The organism is Flexivirga aerilata (assembly GCF_013002715.1).
Lineage (GTDB): Bacteria > Actinomycetota > Actinomycetes > Actinomycetales > Dermatophilaceae > Flexivirga > Flexivirga aerilata.
In genome coordinates this window covers 2,099,525-2,117,666 of record NZ_JABENB010000001.1, presented here as the reverse complement: position 1 = coordinate 2,117,666, position 18,142 = coordinate 2,099,525, and the positions used below count along the sequence as shown (strand labels likewise).

Below are 18,142 nucleotides of genomic sequence, written 5' to 3'. Positions count from 1 at the left end.
ACTCGCTGCAATCGGTAGACCGCCTCGGGTGCCGGCCGCTCCTGGTAGGCCACGAACCAGTCGCGTAGCGCGTAGTCGTCGGTGAGCACCGCCCCGCGCATCACCTCCGCCACCAGGTCCACGCGGGTGCCGACGGACGTCGTCGACTCCCAGTAGCGCGCGGTGAAATCGACGTCGTCATAGCTGAATTCGGCATCCGAAGGCACCCCGAGGCCGCCCGGGAGCCGGCCGAGCCGGACGTCGCCGAGCACACGCTCCGGCGCGGACCGCGCAGACTGGGAATCGGACAACCACGCATCGGACGACCGCGCGACGGCCGGCGACGCGGCAGCGTGCGGCACTCCCCCGGCGACGGTGAGCGCGAGACCGGCGACGACACCGGCGACCAGCTGACGGACCTGCATGATGACTCCTTCGGCGAGCGGGCATGTGCTGCACACGCTCCACCCGTCGCAGGACCGGACGCCACGGCCGGTCGCCGAAGCTGTGGACGCTCCGACGCACCGTGCGGGGATGTGGAGGAGACCTCGCGCCGGCGACGGCATACGAGTTTGTTGGCCACGCGTCCAGCGCGTCCAGCGCCACCCAAGGATTCAGTGGCATGCTGTCCCCCGTGGGGATCGATGAAGCAGTTGCACTGATCGTGGCCATCCTGCTCGTCGCGGGCGCACTGCCGTTCGCGATGGCGTGGTGTGAGCGCACGATCGACCGTGAACCGCGGCAGATCGGTCCGGGCCGCGGGGGTCATTAGAGCCGCACCCGAGGCCCATTAGCCTGACGTTCGTGGACATCGAGCAGGCAATGCAGCGGGTGACCGTCGACCAACTTCGCGCGCGCGGATCGGTGAAGTGGTCGGTCACCAGCGGCGACCAGCTCGGCGCGTTCATCGCCGAGTCCGACCTGCCGCTGGCACCGAGCATCCGGGCCGCCATCACCGACGCCGTCGATCGCGGCCTCACCGGCTATCTGCCCGACCAGGTCGCGGCCACCACCGCCGCCGCGACAGCCGCCTTCCAGCAGCGCCGTTTCGGCTGGGGTGTCGACCCCGGCGACGTGCGGCTGCTGCCCGACGTACTGGCCGCTTTCCAATACACCGCAACGCAATTGGTCGATCCTGCGACCCCGATCGTGTTGCCGACCCCGGCATACATGCCGTTCCTGCAGCTGCCGGGCGCCCTCGGCCGGGAGCTGCGCACCGTGCCGATGGACCGGGTCGACGGCCGGCACGTGCTCGACCCGCAGCGTCTCGCCGACGCGCTCGACGGCGGCGGCCTGCTCGTGCTGATCAACCCGCACAACCCCACCGGTCAGGTCGCGACGCGCGACGAGCTCCTCCAGATCGCCGACGTCGTGGAGCGCACCGGCTCCACCGTGTTCGCCGACGAGATCCACTCTCCCCTGGTCTATCCCGGCGCCGAGCACCTGCCCTACGCATCGCTCGACGAGCGCACCGCGACGCACACCGTCACCGCGGTCTCGGCGTCCAAGGGCTGGAACCTGCCGGGGCTCGCCTGCGCGCAACTCATCCTCACCACCGATCGCCACCGGGAGCTCTGGACCAAGTCTCCGATGGTGACCCGGCACGGCACCTCACCGCTCGGTGCCGTCGCTGCCACTGCTGCGTATGACGCAGCCGGCGTGCAGCACCTGGACGGTCTCGTCGACTACCTGCGACGCGGCCGCGACAGCTTCGCGCGGAAGCTCGCCGCCGCGACGGGGCTCGGCTACACGCCGCCCGCCGCGACATACATCCACTGGATCGACCTGCGCGGGCTGGACATCGACCCGGCGACCGTGGCCGCGCGCACCGGGGTGCTCGGCGTCAACGGAACAGCTTGCGGCACACCGGGATTCCTGCGTCTGACCCTTGCGACGTCGCACGAGATCGTCGACGAGATCGCCGACCGGCTGGTGTCGCTGGCCGGCGCGCCGAACGGCTGAGGGCCCGTCAGTCGATGACGCGCAGCCGGATCGTCTCCGGCATCGCACGCAGCTCCTCCACCGCCGCGTCGGGCAACTCGGCGACGTCGGTCACCACGTAGCCGTTCTCACCGCGGGTGTTGAGCAGCTGACCTTCGATGTTCACCCCGTGCGCGGCGAAGATGCTGTTGACCTTCGCCAGCACACCGGGGGTGTTGACGTGCAGGTGGCTGATGCGCCGGCCGCCGGGCCGGGCCTCCAGGGTCAGCGACGGCAGGTTGACGCTCAGCGTGGTCGTGCCGCGGTCGACGTAGTCGCGCAGCTTGGTCGCCACGAAGCGGCCGATGTCCTCCTGCGCCTCCTCGGTGGAGCCGCCGATGTGCGGGGTGAGGATGACGTTGGGGATGCCCTGCAGCGGCGAGGTGAACGCGTCGCCGCGCTTCTTCGGCTCGCTCGGGAAGACGTCGACGGCCGCGCCCGCGATGTGCCCCGACCGGAGGTTGTCGCGCAGCGACTCGTAGTCGACCACGAAGCCGCGCGACAGGTTGAGGAAGAGCGAGCGCGGACGCATCTTGGCAAACTGCTCGGCGCCGAAGAAGCCGGCGTTGCCCGAGCGCCCGTCGACGTGGAGGGTGACGACCTCGGCGATGCCGAGCAGCTCATCGAGGCTGTCGCAACGGTGCGCGTTGCCCATCGCGAGCTTGTCGTCGGTGTCGTAGAAGTAGACCTGCAGCCCGAGCATCTCGGCCACGACCGACAGCTGGGAGCCGATGTTGCCGTAGCCGACGATGCCGAGCCGGCGGCCGCGGATCTCGTGCGAGCCCTTGGCGTTCTTGTCCCAGACGCCGTCGTGCAGCGAGCTGTCCTTCTCGGTCAGCCGGCGCGCCATCATGATGATCTCGGCGATCGCGAGCTCGACCACGCTGCGGGTGTTGGAGAACGGCGCGTTGAACGCGACCACACCCTTGCCGGCGGCGTCGCCGAGCGCGATCTGGTTGGTGCCGATGCAGAAGGCACCGATCGCCTTCAGATCGGTCGCCTTGTCGAGCACGGCCGGCGTGATCTCGGTCTTGGACCGGATGCCGACCAGGTCGACGCCGCGCAGGGCGTCGATGAGTTCGGACTCGTCGAGCGCGCCGGTGCGCACGTCGACCTCGATGCCGGCGTCGCGCAGGATCGACTCGGCGAGCGGGTGGATGCTTTCCAACAACAGCGCCTTCACGCACGGCAGTCTCCCATCCGGGCCTGGGCGGCCTCGCCCGGTGTCCGGCATACGGCCATCGGTCTCGTATGACGGGCGCCGCCGACCGACCGGTAGCGTCGAGCCACGTGGGAGTCATCTACCTCGTCCGACACGGCCAGGCGTCCTTCGGCGCCGACGACTACGACGTGCTCGCCGACCGCGGCCGCGAGCAGGCCCGCATCGCAGGAGCGGCGCTCGCCGCCCGCGGCATACGCCCGGACCGGCTGGTCAGCGGCGGGCTGCGGCGCCAGCGCGACACGCTGGCCGCGCTCGCCGACGCCGCCGGGTGGGACCTCGAGCCGCGGGTCGATGCGCGCTGGGACGAGTTCGACCACACCGCGGTGCTGGACGACTTCCTCGCCACCACGGGCCGGTCGGGCGACTTCACCGACAGCAAGGAGTTCCACCGGGCCTATCTCGAGGCGGTCGCCGCGTGGACCACGGGTGCGGCTGCCGCGCAGGAGACGTTCGCCGAGTTCGACGCGCGCTGCACCGCCGCCCTGGAGGCGGTGGCCGGTGACGACACGGCGGTCGTGGTCACCTCCGGCGGCGTGATCGGGCTGCTCGCCGCGCGGCTGCTCGGCGGCGACGCGACCCGGTGGGCGCAGCTCAACACGGTGGTGGTCAACGCCTCGATCAGCAAGGTGCTCTCGAGCGGCCGTGGCCTCACGGCGCTGACCTTCAACGAGCACGGCCACCTGGAGCACGACCGGTCGCTGGTGACCTACCGGTGACCGGCGGCTCCCACGGTCCGAGCCGTCGCACCGCGACCCTCGGCGCGGCAGCGCTGCTGCTCGCCGGTTGCAGCAGCTCCCGGATGACGGCAGCCCCGTCCACGTCGGCCGCGCCGAAGCCGTCGCGCTCCCCTTCCCCCGAACCGTCCGGCCCGGCCGCGCTGCGCATCGTGCCGCCGAGCGGCCCGGCCGACGCCGCCTGGCGACAGGTCGACGCCCGGTCCACGGCCGTCGCACCGCAGGTCTCGGTGCTCGCCGGCACCCTCGCGGGTGACTCCACCCTGCGACTGGTCCATCGCAGCGGGCCGGCCGACCCGCAACCGCTCGCCTCGATGGTCAAGCTGTTCGTGCTGGTCGCCGTCGCCGAGGCGGTGCGATCAGACCGGTTGCGCTGGTCGCAGCCGCTGACCCTGCAGGCCACCGACGCGGCCGCCGGGAGCGGGAGCCTGATCGGGCGCGCGCCCGGGTCGACCGTCACGGTGCAGGAGGCCGCCCGATTGATGATGCAGATCTCGGACAACACCGCGACCGACCTGCTGATCCGGACCCTCGGTCAGGACGCGTTGGCCAAAGCCGTTGTCAGCACTGGGCATTCGCACCCGGACCGGTTGAGCCCCTTCATCACGATCCGGCAGGACATGTGGCTGGAGTGGTCGACCGCTCCGGCGGCGGTCGCTGCGCGCAACGCGTGGTCCGGCGCCTCCACCGCGCGGCGCACCGAGCTGCTGCGGCCGGCGACGGCACCTGGATCACCGGTGCCGGCGGCGACCGGCGCCGGTGTCGTGCCGCGCTGGCAGTCGGGCCTGGGCTACTTCGCCACGCCCGAGGACATCGCCCGCGCCCACGTCACACTCCACCGCCTCGCCCAGGTGCGTGGCCTCGAACCGTTGCGCACGATCCGGCAGGTGCCGTACACCGGCATCCGCCTGCCGGTGTCCTGGCGCAACCCCGCCTTCAAGGGCGGCACGGTCGTCGGCGTGCAAACCGGCAGCTGGTATGCCGAGAGCCCCGCCGGCGACCAGGTGCTGGTGGTGATGGCCGCGTCGCAAGGCAGCGTCGCCCCGGCCGCCTTCAACGCGCTCGCCCAGACGGCCGCGGACACGCTCGCCCGCTGATGCGCGTGCGGGCACCCGTCAGCAGCCCGGGATGCCCTGCAGCGCAATGCCTTTCGCCCGCAGCTTCGGCAGTGCGTCGCGCAGTGCGGCGACGGTCTGGGACCGGTCACCACCGCCAGTGTGCATCAGCACGGTCGAGCCGGGCGTCGCGCTGAGCAGCTGAGCTTCGATCGACGCCACGCCCGGTCGCGCCCAGTCGCGGGTGTCGATGTCCCAGAGCTCCTGGCGCTGCCCCCGTGCCTCGATGAGCGACCGCACGCGCGCGCTCGTCGCGCCATACGGCGGCCGGACGCAGGGTGTGCGTCCCTGGGCGGCATCGGTGCGGTCGAGTTCGCGGGTGATCGCGGCGGTGCCGAGCGACGGCAGGGACGGGTGATCCCAGGTGTGGTTGGCCACCTGCGACCCCTGAGCCCGGATCTGCCGCACCAGGTCGGGATAGTGCGCGGCGCTCTGGCCGATGTTGAAAAAGGTTGCGGTTGCGTTGTTCTCGGACAGGATCTCGAGGATCTGCGGCGTCCACCGCGGGTCCGGTCCGTCGTCGAACGTCAGCTGCACCGCGCCGCCGCCCTGCACGGGCGTGGGTGCCGGTGCCTGCGTCGGCGCCGAGGACGCTGACGGCGACGCTGGCGATGACGGTTGCGCCGGCGTCGACGACCTCGATGACGGCGACAACGGAGACTCCGACGGAGACGGCGCCGGCGGTGTCGTTGTCGTTGTCGTTGTCGGTGTCGGTGTCGTCGGTGCCGACTCCGGACTCGGCGCGCCCGAGCCGTCGGCCGCGGGCACCCCGAGCAGCGATCGCGTCGCGCTGACCGCACCCTGCTGAGTGTCGGCCGACGCGGTCACGAACGCCGCGGTGCTGAGCGTCGCCGCCAGTGCGGCCGCGATCGCTCCCGTGCGAAAACCCTTGCGAGACATGCTTCCCCCCGAGTGATCGTGCTGCCCCCTGCAGCTCGTCCACCCATGAGACGTCGCAGCACTCGCTCAGGTTGTCGGCCACGCCCAGGTCGTGATGGGGTGACCACCCCATGGCCTCAGCCGGCGTCACCCACCAGGTGCACCGCGATGCCCAGCGCGTCGAACATCGCCGCCTTCGCGGCCAGCGCCCGGTCGGCGGCGCCGGCGTCCGGCGCGTAGGCGACGTTGAGGTGGTTGGCCTTGTGACGGGCCATGAACTGGTCGCGGGTCACCCCGTGCAGCACCGCGTGCATGATCGGCCAGGCCGGTGTTGTTGCGTCCAGCCGGCGCTGGGTTTCCTTCTCCGGCAACGCGATCGCGCTCGCCCGGCCGAGATCCGCGTGCAACACGCCGTCCATGATGAAGACCCTGGACCACACGATCTCCCCCGGCTTCGAGACTCCGCTCAGCGTGCCGCCGCCGAGCGGGAAGTACATCGGGGGCTGGCGCATCGAGTAGGACTTGTCGTAGCCGCCGTTATGCGCGGCCGGGACCGAGCCGGAGATCTCCATCACCCAGACGAATCTCCCGTCATACTCCTCACCCCAGCGCACGTCGTGCAGCGTCGTCGCCGGGTCGAGGCCCATCGCGGTCCAGACCCGGTTGGTCGCCAGTGCGTCGACGGCGACGCCCCAGTCGACCTCGTTGAAGTGCGGGAGCGCCTTGCCGGCGTAGAGCTCGCGCTCACCGTCCCTGCTGTATGCCGGGGGCCGCTCGACGTTGTTGAGCAGACCTTCGGCGAGGTCGCTCGCGGCCACGGTGTCCTTGAGGCCTTGCTGATATTGGATGCCGACCGCGTCGAGGCCGAAGTCGTCGGCGATGCGGAGCGCCGCGACATACATCTTGTACTGGCTGAGCAGTTGCGCCTCGGTGAGCTCGGTGGCCTCGTCCTCACCGAGGTGGAACGTCATCCCGCGATCGAGCAGCCACTGGTGCACGGCCTTCGCCTCGCGGTCGGTCACCTGTCGCATCTCGGCGACCAACGCGCTCTGCGACAGCCGCTCCTTGTAGATGCCGAGCGGATTGATCAGCTCGTCGTCGAAGATCGCGTTGTACATGCCCATGCAGCCCTCGTCGAAGACGCCGGCGATGGCCTTGTCGGTCTGCAGTTGCCGGGCCAACGCGCGACCCAGCTCCCGCTCTGGACTGTCCGGTTGGGCACCGAGGTCGCGCACGTGGCTGGTGTCGTGGGTCAGCTTGCCGGTCTCCAGCCAGGTGCGCAGACCGTCGCGTGCCCACTCGTCGGTGAAGTCCTTGCTCCACAGCACGGAGTGCGCGACACCGGCCTTGGTGAGACTCCCCGAAAGACCGAGCAGGCCTACCAATCCTGGGAATTCACCGCTCCAGTTGGCGACGACCAGGATCGGCCCGCGGTGCGATCGCAGACCGGCGAGCACGTGATGGGAGTACTGCCAGACGCCCTCGGCGACGATCAGCGGGGCGTCCGGCGGGATCTGCTTGAAGATGTCGATGCCGGCGCGCTGGCTGTCGATGAAACCGTGCCCCTTGTCCGGATCGAACCGATGGCCGCGACGCACCGTGTGCCCGAGCGCGGTGACCGCCGCGCCCAGATCCTTCTCCAGCTGCTCCTGCACCGGCCAGCACGTCTGGTTGGCCGACAGCCGCAGGTCGCCGCTCGCGACGGTCCAGACCTCCCCCGGCGCCGCGACGGCTTCCGGTCGGACGGTCGGGAGGTCGTAGGTCGTCATGGGCGCTCTCCTTGGGTTGTCAATCGTGTTGCGGTCAGCGGGATTCTGGTCAGTCGGGCGAGGAGTGCAGGTCCGCCAGGGCATGCACGACGTCGCGCGTCTCGTCATACAGGCGCCGATAGAGGGGGTACATCCGGTCGTAGACGCGGTGCCGCGCGGCATCGGGCCGGGACGTGCCGCGCGGCGGGTTCCACTCCTCGATCGACGGCGTGCCGACGAGCGAGGCGGCCAGGAAGGCGGCACCGTATGACGCGCCGATGGTGCGCTGCGGGAGCACCTGTTCGCGACCGGTGACGTCGCTGACGATCTGCGGCCACAGGTCGCTGGCCGCACCGCCGCCGACGGCGACGACACGGTCCAGGTCCGCACCCGCGTCCAGCATCGTCTCGATGTTCTGCCGGACCCCGAATGCCGTTGCCTCCAGCGCAGATCGGTAGAGGTGCGCCCGCCCGTGCGAGAGCGTCAGTCCGGCGATCACGCCCCGCGCCTGCGGGTCCATGATCGGGGTCCGCTCGCCCGCGAAGTAGGGGAGCATCAGCAGACCGTCCGACCCGGGGGCGACCTGCGCCGCCTCCTCGGTGAGCGTGGCGAAGTCAGGGGCGCCGTAGAGCTCTTGCAGCCAGGCGGTGATCGCACCGGTCGTCGACATGCCGCCGGCTAGGCTGAACGTGCCGGGCAGCGCGCCGACCGGGCCCCAGAGCGACGGCACCGCGATCGGCTCCCGCACGGTGTTGACGAGAAACATGGTGGTGCCGTACATCAGCATCAGATCGCCGACCTCGTGTGCGCCGACGCTGATTGCCTCCGACCACGCGTCGATGGTGCCGGTGATGACCGGGATCCCTTGCGGCAGAGAAGTTTCGGCGGCAGCGGCCGCAGTGACGGTGCCGGCCGCCTCGCCGGCCCAGCGCAACCGCGGGAGCTCGATCCCCGGCGCGACCTGCGCGGCCCACGGCTGCGCCCAGTCCGCGTCGCGCAGGTCGTACATCGGCGTGCACTGGCTGGCCGAATGATGGTCCAGGACGTATGCGCCGGTGAGCCTTCGGACCAGCCACGACGCCGGCATGAAAAGCCGGCGTGCGCGCGCATAGGCGTCGGGTTCGTTCTCCCGCACCCAGGCGATCTTCGCGCCTGCGGCCTGGCTCGTCAGTGCCGAACCGCCGCGCCGCAGGATCTCCTGCGCCCCGTACTCTGCGTCGAGCTCGTCGATCTGCTTCCCGGCGCGGGTGTCGACGCCGTAAAGGATCGCCGGCCGCACGGGCTGGTCCTCCTCGTCGGCGAGCAGGACGCACGGCCCCATGCCGCTCACTCCGACCGCGACAACGCCGATGTCGGCCGTCACGAGTTCGGCTGCGAGACTGCGGAATTCGTCCCACCAGATGCGGCCGTCCATCTCGACGTGACCCGGGTGGGGACGGTCCACCCGGTGCGCCCGCGCAGCCTGCGCCAGCACGCGTCCGTCGAGACCGACCAGCACGCCCTTGCTGCTGGAGGTCCCGATGTCGACCCCGAGCACGGCCGGTGTGGTCATGAGTCGCTCTCCGCGCCGGACGGCATTGCGCCGGACGGCTCTGCCTCGGGTTTCACTGCATCGGGTTTCACTGCATCGGGGCCATCGGCTCGCCGGTGACCTCCAGCTGCTCGCGGCCGGGGAATGGCGGACGCTCCGCCGTGGGCCGGTCGAGGTAGAAGAACGCGGTCGAGGCGATGTCGTCGGTCAGCGGGCGATAGCGATGGTTGGGCCGCCAGCCGAGCGCCTGCACGTCGACCGAGAGGTCCTGTGCGAAGCGGATCGGGTCGGGCACGTGCCAGCGGTACATCCCAAAGCGCTGTTGCGAGCGATAGAGACCGTCGGGCGCGATGACCTGCGGCATACCCAGATAGGGGGTCGTGTAGGACGTGTAGCCCTGCCCCGGCACGTCGAAGTTCCAGGCCCCGCCGAAATAGTCCTCGGTGCCGGTGCCACAGATCGTCGGGAACGCCCCGTCGGGTTGCTCACGATCGCCGTCGAGGTAGAACTTCACCTCGCCCTCGCCCCACCAGCCGGGGCTGTTGACGCCCCAGGCGAGATAGGTGCCGACGTAGTGACCGCTGCCCGTCACGCCGTCGACGATCGGGTGGGTTTGCTTGTAGGGCAACGGATTGGAGCGCCGGAAGTGTGCGTGCAGGTAGCCGGACCCGTCCTGCGTGGCACCCTCCTCGTAGGTGAGCTGGTAGTAGACCGTCACCGGCTCGTCCGCGAGGTTCTCCAGCGTCAGCCGCGCACCCGAGCGATAGGGCATCGGCCAGTAGCTGTTGAAGCCGCCGTGGGGGTTGGCCGCCACCATCGCCGACGACACCTGCGCGAACTGCCCCCATCCGTTGGCAAAGAAGTCACCGAACGGCACCTCGATCGCCGGCTCCGCCGCCCCGTCCCAGTAGGCGCGCAACACCAGGGTGCGCCAGTTGTCCCGATGTGTCGTCGCCCAGAGGTGCTCGATGACTCCCGGACCGTCGATCTCGGCCAGCACGAACGTGGCTCCCGGCTCGATGTCGACACTCGGCGAGATCTTCCACCCGATGCCCAGCTCTCGGGCGCAGTCGGCTCCGGTGCCCTCGGTGGCCCTCGCGCCACCGCCCTTCCTGCCGTCGAAGTTCTCCGGGGAGATCGAACGCGTCCGCGCGTCCCGGAGGCGCGCCAGGTCGAATGTCATGCCGGTCCATTCAGGAGTAATCGTTTTCTAGGACGGTCCGAAACTACCCAGCCGCGACCGTGCCGGTCAACCGGATCCGGTGATCTGGATCACGCGAATCGCTTGACCGCCCGGATCCGCACACCTATGGTCAGTAATCGTTTTCCCGTCGAGTGCGCACTAGTGCTGCCTCCGTTCGGGCATCTTCGACAGTAGGGCTCATCGATGACGAAAATCGCTGTGGCACAGCGCCCACGCAGCAACCTGGTGTCCCGTCGCGGCCTGCTCGGCATGGGTATCGGGGCCGGGGCTGCGGCGCTCCTCACGGCCTGCGGATCCGACAACCCGCACGAGTTGTCCTTCTGGAACTTCTACGGCCCGAGCCCGACGCCGTCGTCCACCAGCGACTGGTTCCGGTCGGTCACCGACGAGTGGAACCGCAACAACGACGTGAAGGTGCGTCCCCGGTTCATCGCCGGCTCGGCATATATGAACGGCAACACCCTGCAGACCGCCTTCTCCGCGGGGTCGGGCCCGGACATCTTCCTGCTCAGCCCGGGTGACTTCCTGCGCTATCAGAACGGCGGGGCACTGCTCGACCTCACGCCCTACCTGCCGGCGGGCGCCCGGGAGGACTACGTGAAGGGCGCGCTGGACACCAGGACCGTCGATGACAGGGTCTACGCGCTCCCGATGGAGATCGAGCCGCTGGTCATCTACTACGACAAGCGGGCCTTCGAGCAGGCGCACCTGGCGGAGTCGGACCTGCCGCGCACCTGGGACCAGTTTCTCGACGTCGGCGCGAAACTCACCAGCCGCAACCGATTCGGCGCCCTCTTCGAGACCCTGCCCGGCTACTACCAGAACTTCGTCTGGTATCCGTTCCTGTGGCAGGGCGGGGGTGGCGCGGTCGCGGACGGCAAGAGCATCTTCGACTCCGAGCCCGCGCGCAACGCGCTCGGCTTCTGGCGGGAGACCCAGCGCCGCGGCATCTCGCCCAAGGCGGCCCTCGGCGGCGGCTCGGGTGACACCCCGTCCAACCTCGTCGCCGGTTACTGCGCCATGCAGCAGTCGGGCATCTGGGCCGTTGCCGACCTCAAGACCCAGGCCCCCAAGTTCGACTACGGGATCTTCCCGCTGCCGATCCCCGAGGGTGGCAAGCAGGTCACCGACGGTGGTGGCTGGGCCTTCGCGGTGAATGCACGCGGCAAGAACCCGGAGGCCGCAGCGCGTTTCGTCGCCTGGGCGCTCGCCTCCACCGACGCCGCGGGCGTCGACCGGGCGCGCCGCTGGAACACCGTCGCCAAGACCAACCTGCCGCCGCGCGAGAGCGTGCGCAAGGCCGCCGAAGCACATGGCGACTTCACCTCCGGGGTCTTGAAGACCTTCGCGACCTCCATCGCGCCGACCCTGCGATCGGAGCCCCGCTATCCGCCCGAGGTCTACAAGGCCATCTCGGACGCGATCCAGAGCACCCAGCTCAGCGGCAACGCGCCGGGCGGCGCGGCACGCCAGGCGTCCGACGTCATCGACAACTTCCTACTCACCTACCGAGGCGGGTCGATCCTGTGACATCCGAAACGATGAGGCGCGGTGCAGCGCTGTCCGCCGACCGGCACAAGCGGGAAACGCGGGCAGCATGGCTCTTCCTTGCGCCGGACGCGGTCGGCCTGCTCGTCTTTGTCGCCATACCCATGGTTTTCGCCCTTGCACTCTCACTGTTCGATGTCGACGGCTTCGGCAACTACCGGTGGGTCGGCCTGGACAACTTCCACCGCATGCTGTCCGATCCGATGCTCGGCCGGGCAATCTGGGTGACGGTCAAATATGTCGTCCTCTTCGTGCCGCTGTCCTTCGCGTTCGGCCTCGGGCTGGCGCTGCTGGTGTGGAACACGTTCCCCGGCGTCGGCGTCGTGCGCACGCTGCTGTTCCTGCCGAATGCGTTGAGCCTGGTGGTGATCGGACTGCTCTGGCAGTTCCTGCTGGTGGACAAGCAGGGCGTGCTCACCAAGATGGGCAGGCCGTTCGGTCTCGGCGACGTCTCCTTCCTCGGCGACCCGAAGTGGGCGCTGCCGACCTACGTGCTGATCAGTGTCTGGTATTCGATGGGCTATCAGATGCTGCTCTTCCTCGCCGGGCTCAACGACATCAACGGCGAGCACCTCGACGCGGCGCGGGTCGACGGCGCCGGCGGCTGGCAGCGATTCCGGCACGTCATCTGGCCGCTACTCGGCCCGACCAGCTTCTTCGTGCTCATCACGTCGCTGGTGGCGTCGGTCACCGGCCTGCAAGCCTTCGATCTGGTCTTCGTGCTGACCAAGGGCGGCCCGGACAACCAGACGTCGACCGTTGTGTTCTACATCTACCAACAGGCCTTCAGCTTCGGGCATTTCGGGTATGCCGCCGCGATCACGGTGATCCTCGTGCTCTTCCTGGTGATCGTCACCGCAGCGCTGTTCAAGGTCACCGGAGGAGGACGACTCCATGCCCGTTGAGACCACCGACGTCACCAGGACCGTCGACGCCCCACCCCGCACGCCGCCCCGCCCGGTGCGCCGCCGGCGCCCCCGCGCGGGTCACCTGGCCCGTGCGGTGATCGCCTGGGCGGTCGCGCTGATCACCGTGTTCCCGCTGGTCTGGTTGCTGCTCACCGCATTCAAGCCCGAGGGTGAGTCGTTCTCGGGCGGGCTGCCGTCCCGCTGGACCTTCGACAACCTCACGTTCGTGCTCACCGAGGTGCCGTTCCCCCGCTACCTGCTCAACAGCGCGATCGTGTCGGTCGTCGTCACGGCTCTGGCGCTGCTCTTCCACTCGATGGCGGCATACGCCTTGTCCCGTCTACGTTTTCGCGGCAGCGGCCTGGTGCTGAGCGCGATGGTGTCGACCATGCTGGTCTCGCTGCCGGTCATCCTGGTGCCGTTGTTCCTGATCGCCAAGGCACTCGGGCTGCTCGACAACTTCGCGGGCCTGATCGTGCCGATGATCTTCAACGCGTTCGGCATCTTCCTGCTGCGGCAGTATTACCTGAACTTCCCCACCGAGCTCGAGGACGCGGCTCAGCTCGACGGCTGCGGCTATCCGCGGTTGTTCTGGCACGTCGTGCTGCCGCTCTCCCGGCCGGCGCTCGCCTCGCTCTCGGTGTTGTTCTTCCTCGCCAACTGGAACGCCTTCCTCTGGCCGCTGGTGATCACCTCCAACCCGGACCTCGCGGTGGTGCAGGTCGGCATGTCGAGTCTGCAGGGCCAGTACGCCTCGGCGTACAACTACGTGCTCGCCGGGTCGCTGATCGCAGTCATCCCGACGATCCTGGTGTTCCTGCTCGGGCAGCGCTGGCTGATCGAGTCGATGAAGAGCAGCGGGCTGAAGTAGCGCCACGTACACCGGCACGTAGACCGCCGGGCGGCCGTCACCCGCGCAGCGAGCTCCCCCGCACGACGAGTTCGGTGCGCAGGCGACGGGTGCGCGCGGGTGGCTGCGCATCTAGCGGCACCCCGATGCGGTCGAGCAGCAGGCGCCCGGCGAGCACGCCCATCTCGTATGCCGGTTGGGCCACGACCGTCAGCGGCCGCTCGGTGAACGGCGTCCACGGCGCGTCGTCGAAGGCCACCAGCCCGACGTCGCGGCCGGGAAGCAGCTGCCGGTGGCGCAGCTCCTCCAGCACCCCGAGCGCCATCTCGGAGTTGGCCACGAAGAATGCGTCCGGCGGGTAGCGACCGTCCAACAGGTCGGCGGCGGCCTCGCCCGCGCGGTCTGCGCGGTAATCGGCATAGCGCACAAGGTTTTTCGGTGGTCGGCTGCTGTGCGCTGCCATCGCCCGGCGGTAGCCGGTGAGCCGCTGCACCGCGGTGCCGGCCGACTCCGGACCGGTGATGCAGGCGGGTCTGCGCCAACCCTGCTCCAGCAGGTGCGCGGTCGCCTCTTCGGCGCCGGCGGCGGATCGCACCAGCACCGAGTCCACCGGCTCGCGCAACGGGCGGTCGATCGCGACCACCGGGACGCCGAGCCGCTGCAGGTGGGAGATGTCGCTGCTCACCTCGTTGGGCGACAGCACGACTCCGCTGACCTGCTCGCGCACGGCGACGTCGAGGTAGCGCGCCTCCTTGGCGGGGTCCTCGTCGGAGTTGCAGAGCACCACCGAGTAGCCCTGCTCCTGCGCCACATCCTCCAGGCCCCGGGCGACGGCGGTGAAGAACGGGTTGGCGATGTCGGAGATGATCAGCGCCCAGACGTCGGTGCGCTGCAGGCGCAGGCTGCGCGCCACCCCGTTGCGCCGGTAGCCGAGCTCGGCCGCGGCGACCCGCACCCGGTCGGCGAGGTCGGCGTCGACGGTTGCCTGGTTGTTGAGGGCGCGGGAGACCGTGGCCACCGACACGCCCGCCGCTGCGGCGACGTCCTTGATGGTGACGATGGCGCTTCCTCCTCACACGGTCCGGGCCGACGACGGCCATGCCGTGCGTTCGGGACGCTCTCCCTCTCGACCGCAGACCTTACCGGTCGGCAAACGATTTCCGCGCCGACGCTCACTTCCCCGCCGGAGGCACCCTTCCCGCCGAGTGACGCCTTCCCCGGCGACCGACGGCCGGATCGGGGCGTCATTCGGCGAGGGAGCCGTCAGTCGCGGATTGAGGAGCCCTCAGTCGCGGATGAGGAGCCAGGAGACGCGAAACGGTCCCGCCTCGTGGCTCGAACCACGGGACGGGACCGTTGCCGGTGGGTGGCCGGGCGGCTCAGCGCCCGGCCACCGGGGCGATCAGCTGCAGCCGCTGGTCGAGCCGCAGCCCTCGCAGACGTAGCAGGAACCGGCGGGACGCATCTTGGTGCCGCAGGTCATGCAGATCGGCGCGTCGGCGGCCTTGCCCTGGAACTTCTCCAGCAGCTCGGCCGACGAGTGGATCTCGCCGGACACCGCGCGGGCGTCGGCCGCACCGGAGCCGGACTCCAAGTCGGCCTCGGCCGCATCGGCCGGCGCCGCGGAGTCCTCCACCTGCTCGACGTCGTCACTCTTCTTGGAGGTCGCACCGACCGACTGCGAGTAGGACGCGATCTCGTCGGCCACCTCGTCGTCGTCGGACTCCTCGGCATACGAACCGGTTTCGAGCTGGCGGGCCCGCTCGGCGGCGGTGTGGATGCCCATGAACGACCGCGTCTCGAAGTCCAGGTGATCCAGCGCCAGGCGACGGAAGACGTAGTCCATGATCGACTGCGCCATCCGCACGTCCGGGTCGTCGGTCATGCCGGCCGGGTCGAACCGCAGGTTGGTGAACTTCTCGACGTAGGTCTCCAGCGGCACGCCGTACTGCAGGCCGACCGAGACCGCGATCGAGAACGCGTCCATCATCCCGGCGAGGGTCGAGCCCTGCTTGCCGAGCTTGAGGAAGAGCTCACCGAGGGTGCCGTCCTCGTAGGTGCCGGCGGTCAGGTAACCCTCGGCACCGGCCACCGCGAACGACGTGGTCTGGCTGTTGCGCCGCTTGGGCAGCCGCCGCCGGACCGGCCGGTAGACGATCTTCTCCGGCTGCTCCTGCGCCTCGTCCTGCGGCTTCTCCGACTTCTTGCCGTCGGAGAGCGGCTGGCCGACCTTGCAGTTGTCGCGATAGACCGCGAGCGCCTTCAGCCCGAGCTTCCAGCCCTCGAGGTGCACCTCGGCGATGTCGTCGACGCTCGCGCTCTCGGGCAGGTTGACGGTCTTGGAGATCGCGCCGGAGAGGAACGGCTGCACCGCCGCCATCATCCGCACGTGACCCATCGGAGCGATCGCCCGCTCCCCCATCGCGCAGTCGAAGACCTCGTAGTGCTCCGGCTTGAGACCGGGGGCGTCGATGACGTGGCCCTTCTCGGCGATGTGCTCGACGATCGCCTCGATCTGCTCGTCCTGGTAGCCGAGCTTGGCCAGCGCCCGCGGGATCGTCTGGTTGACGATCTGCATCGATCCGCCGCCGACCAGCTTCTTGAACTTCACCAGCGAGAAGTCGGGCTCGATGCCGGTGGTGTCGCAGTCCATCATGAAGCCGATGGTGCCGGTCGGTGCGAGCACCGAGGCCTGCGCGTTGCGGTAGCCGTTGCGGGCACCGGTCTCCACGACGTCGGCCCAGGCCTTGGTCGCGTAGCGGTGCACCTCGGAGTCCATCGCGTCCAGCGTGCGGACCGCGTCGTTGGCGGCCTGGTGCTTGCGCATCACCCGCTGGTGCGCCTCGGCGTTGCGGGCGTATCCGGCGTAGGGGCCGACGATGCCGGCCAGCTCCGCCGAGCGCTTGTATGCCGCGCCGGTCAGCAGCGAGGTGATCGCCGCCGCGAGCGACCGGCCGCCCTCGGAGTCGTAGCCGTGGCCGGTGGCCATCAGCAGCGCGCCGAGGTTGGCGTAGCCGATGCCCAGCTGACGGTAGTCGCGCGTGGTGTCGCCGATCGCCTCGGTCGGGAAGTCGGCGAAGCAGATCGAGATGTCCATCGCGGTGATGACCAGCTCGGCGACCTTCTGGAAGGTGGCGGCGTCGAAGGTGTCGTCCTCGCGCAGGAACTTCAGCAGGTTGAGGCTGGCCAGGTTGCACGAGCTGTTGTCCAGCGACATGTACTCCGAGCACGGGTTGGACGCGGTGATGCGGCCGGTCTCGGGGTTGGTGTGCCAGGCGTTGATCGTGTCGTCGTACTGGATGCCGGGGTCGGCGCACTCCCAGGCGGCCTTGTTGATCTTGTCGAACAGCGTGCGGGCGTCGACCTCCTCGATCACCTCACCGGTGTGCCGGGCACGCAGCCCGAACGAGGTGCCGTCCTCGACCGCGCGCATGAACTCGTCGGAGACACGCACCGAGTTGTTGGCGTTCTGGTACTGGACCGAGGTGATGTCCTTGCCGCCGAGGTCCATGTCGAAACCGGCGTCGCGCAGCGCGCGGATCTTGTCCTCCTCGCGCGCCTTGGTCTCGATGAACTCCTCGATGTCGGGGTGGTCGACGTCGAGCACGACCATCTTGGCCGCGCGGCGGGTGGCGCCACCGGACTTGATGGTGCCCGCGGACGCGTCGGCGCCGCGCATGAAGGAGACCGGGCCGGAGGCGGTGCCACCGGAGGACAGCAACTCCTTGGAGGACCGGATGCGGGAGAGGTTGAGGCCGGCGCCCGAACCGCCCTTGAAGATGAAGCCCTCTTCCTTGTACCAGTTGAGGATCGAGTCCATCGAGTCGTCGACCGACAGGATGAAGCAGGCCGAAACTTGCTGCGGCGACTTGGTGCCCACGTTGAACCACACCGGCGAGTTGAAGCTGAACACCTGGTGCAGCAGCGACCAGGTCAGCTCGTGCTCGAAGATCTCGGCGTCGTCGTCGGTGGCGAAGTAGCCGTGCTCCTTGCCGGCCTTGACATAGGTAAGCACTACCCGGTCGATGAGCTGCTTCAGGCTCGTCTCGCGCGCCTCGGTGCCGAGCGCGCCGCGGAAGTACTTGGTGGTGACGATGGTCGAGGCGTTGAGCGACCAGTCGGCGGGGAACTCCACGCCGCGCTGCTCGAAGATCGTCTCGCCGGTCTTCCAGTTCTGCTGGACGACGTCGCGCCGCTCCCAGGTGACCTCGTCGTAGGGGTGCACGCCAGGCGTGGTGAAGATGCGCTCGACGGTCAGCCCCTTCCCTGCGCTCGTGGCGCGGCGGGACTGCGGGCTGGCGTCTGCCGTGTCGGTCATGTCCAACTTCCTTCCAGAACCGGATCGGTGAAATTGCCTCGAAAACTGCTTGCTACTGGTCGTTCATCGACGGTGTTCATACGGGTGTTCACGCGCGGTGTTCGTGCGTAGTCCCCGTGGGCGGCG

15 protein-coding genes are annotated in these 18,142 nt (G+C 69.4%); 8 read left to right on the top strand and 7 right to left on the bottom strand.

Annotated features, from left to right (window positions below; translation table 11 throughout):
- Positions 1–601: 601 nt before the first annotated feature.
- The gene (locus HJ588_RS09975) at positions 602–751 is read left to right on the top strand and encodes a hypothetical protein (protein WP_171154484.1); all 150 of its coding nucleotides are present in this window, start codon (positions 602–604) and stop codon (positions 749–751) included.
- Between the two features lie 32 nt (positions 752–783).
- Positions 784–1,941 (top strand): aminotransferase class I/II-fold pyridoxal phosphate-dependent enzyme, encoded by a 1,158-nt coding sequence (locus tag HJ588_RS09970; protein WP_343036661.1) that lies wholly within the window; start codon positions 784–786, stop codon positions 1,939–1,941.
- Positions 1,942–1,948: 7 nt separating this feature from the next.
- Here the strand turns inward: HJ588_RS09970 and serA are convergent, their stop codons facing one another.
- Positions 1,949–3,142, bottom strand: coding sequence for a phosphoglycerate dehydrogenase (gene serA, locus HJ588_RS09965; RefSeq protein ID WP_343036660.1), 1,194 nt, complete (start codon positions 3,140–3,142; stop codon positions 1,949–1,951).
- Between the two features lie 107 nt (positions 3,143–3,249).
- Here serA and HJ588_RS09960 point away from each other — a divergent pair, with 107 nt between their 5' ends.
- Positions 3,250–3,897, top strand: a complete 648-nt coding sequence (locus tag HJ588_RS09960; protein ID WP_171154480.1) for a histidine phosphatase family protein — start codon at positions 3,250–3,252, stop codon at positions 3,895–3,897.
- Entirely contained in the window at positions 3,894–5,012 is a 1,119-nt protein-coding gene (locus tag HJ588_RS09955) for a serine hydrolase (protein ID WP_171154478.1), read from the top strand. Before HJ588_RS09960 ends, HJ588_RS09955 begins: the two co-directional genes overlap by 4 nt.
- A gap of 18 nt (positions 5,013–5,030) precedes the next feature.
- Here the strand turns inward: HJ588_RS09955 and HJ588_RS19420 are convergent, their stop codons facing one another.
- The gene (locus tag HJ588_RS19420; RefSeq protein ID WP_343036659.1) at positions 5,031–5,567 is read right to left on the bottom strand and encodes a polysaccharide deacetylase family protein; all 537 of its coding nucleotides are present in this window, start codon (positions 5,565–5,567) and stop codon (positions 5,031–5,033) included.
- A gap of 22 nt (positions 5,568–5,589) precedes the next feature.
- Between HJ588_RS19420 and HJ588_RS19415 the strand changes: the two genes are divergently transcribed.
- Positions 5,590–5,838 (top strand): hypothetical protein, encoded by a 249-nt coding sequence (locus HJ588_RS19415; protein WP_246241796.1) that lies wholly within the window; start codon positions 5,590–5,592, stop codon positions 5,836–5,838.
- 208 nt (positions 5,839–6,046) lie between these two features.
- On the opposite strand, the gene HJ588_RS09945 is transcribed toward HJ588_RS19415, so the two are convergent.
- The 3 genes from HJ588_RS09945 to HJ588_RS09935 form a co-directional block, all read right to left on the bottom strand.
- On the bottom strand, positions 6,047–7,678 hold the full coding sequence (locus HJ588_RS09945) for a fucose isomerase (RefSeq protein WP_171154474.1): 1,632 nt from the start codon (positions 7,676–7,678) through the stop codon (positions 6,047–6,049).
- Between the two features lie 49 nt (positions 7,679–7,727).
- Positions 7,728–9,209 (bottom strand): FGGY-family carbohydrate kinase, encoded by a 1,482-nt coding sequence (locus HJ588_RS09940; RefSeq protein ID WP_171154472.1) that lies wholly within the window; start codon positions 9,207–9,209, stop codon positions 7,728–7,730.
- 67 nt (positions 9,210–9,276) lie between these two features.
- Positions 9,277–10,371, bottom strand: a complete 1,095-nt coding sequence (locus tag HJ588_RS09935) for a glycoside hydrolase family 172 protein (RefSeq protein WP_171154469.1) — start codon at positions 10,369–10,371, stop codon at positions 9,277–9,279.
- A 204-nt stretch (positions 10,372–10,575) separates the two neighbouring features.
- Here HJ588_RS09935 and HJ588_RS09930 point away from each other — a divergent pair, with 204 nt between their 5' ends.
- The 3 genes from HJ588_RS09930 to HJ588_RS09920 are packed head-to-tail and all read left to right on the top strand — an operon-like array spanning position 10,576 to position 13,719.
- Entirely contained in the window at positions 10,576–11,922 is a 1,347-nt protein-coding gene (locus HJ588_RS09930; protein ID WP_212755387.1) for an ABC transporter substrate-binding protein, read from the top strand.
- 11 nt (positions 11,923–11,933) lie between these two features.
- Positions 11,934–12,845, top strand: coding sequence for a carbohydrate ABC transporter permease (locus HJ588_RS09925; RefSeq protein ID WP_171154467.1), 912 nt, complete (start codon positions 11,934–11,936; stop codon positions 12,843–12,845).
- Positions 12,835–13,719, top strand: coding sequence for a carbohydrate ABC transporter permease (locus HJ588_RS09920; RefSeq protein WP_171154465.1), 885 nt, complete (start codon positions 12,835–12,837; stop codon positions 13,717–13,719). The genes HJ588_RS09925 and HJ588_RS09920 overlap by 11 nt, the downstream gene beginning before the upstream one ends.
- A 37-nt stretch (positions 13,720–13,756) precedes the next feature.
- Here HJ588_RS09920 and HJ588_RS09915 read toward each other — a convergent pair whose 3' ends face one another.
- On the bottom strand, positions 13,757–14,749 hold the full coding sequence (locus tag HJ588_RS09915) for a LacI family DNA-binding transcriptional regulator (protein ID WP_343036694.1): 993 nt from the start codon (positions 14,747–14,749) through the stop codon (positions 13,757–13,759).
- 351 nt (positions 14,750–15,100) lie between these two features.
- Positions 15,101–18,016, bottom strand: coding sequence for a vitamin B12-dependent ribonucleotide reductase (locus HJ588_RS09910; protein ID WP_171154463.1), 2,916 nt, complete (start codon positions 18,014–18,016; stop codon positions 15,101–15,103).
- Between the last annotated feature and the right edge of the window lie 126 nt (positions 18,017–18,142).

Excerpts from the sequence above, each read along its gene's own strand:
- HJ588_RS09975 (WP_171154484.1), top strand. The coding sequence starts at position 602 with ATGCTGTCCCCCGTGGGGATCGATGAAGCAGTTGCACTGATCGTGGCC.
- HJ588_RS09945 (WP_171154474.1), bottom strand. The coding sequence starts at position 7,678 with ATGACGACCTACGACCTCCCGACCGTCCGACCGGAAGCCGTCGCGGCG.
- HJ588_RS09940 (WP_171154472.1), bottom strand. The coding sequence starts at position 9,209 with ATGACCACACCGGCCGTGCTCGGGGTCGACATCGGGACCTCCAGCAGC.
- HJ588_RS09935 (WP_171154469.1), bottom strand. The coding sequence starts at position 10,371 with ATGACATTCGACCTGGCGCGCCTCCGGGACGCGCGGACGCGTTCGATC.
- HJ588_RS09930 (WP_212755387.1), top strand. The coding sequence starts at position 10,576 with ATGACGAAAATCGCTGTGGCACAGCGCCCACGCAGCAACCTGGTGTCC.
- HJ588_RS09925 (WP_171154467.1), top strand. The coding sequence starts at position 11,934 with ATGAGGCGCGGTGCAGCGCTGTCCGCCGACCGGCACAAGCGGGAAACG.
- HJ588_RS09920 (WP_171154465.1), top strand. The coding sequence starts at position 12,835 with ATGCCCGTTGAGACCACCGACGTCACCAGGACCGTCGACGCCCCACCC.
- HJ588_RS09910 (WP_171154463.1), bottom strand. The coding sequence starts at position 18,016 with ATGACCGACACGGCAGACGCCAGCCCGCAGTCCCGCCGCGCCACGAGC.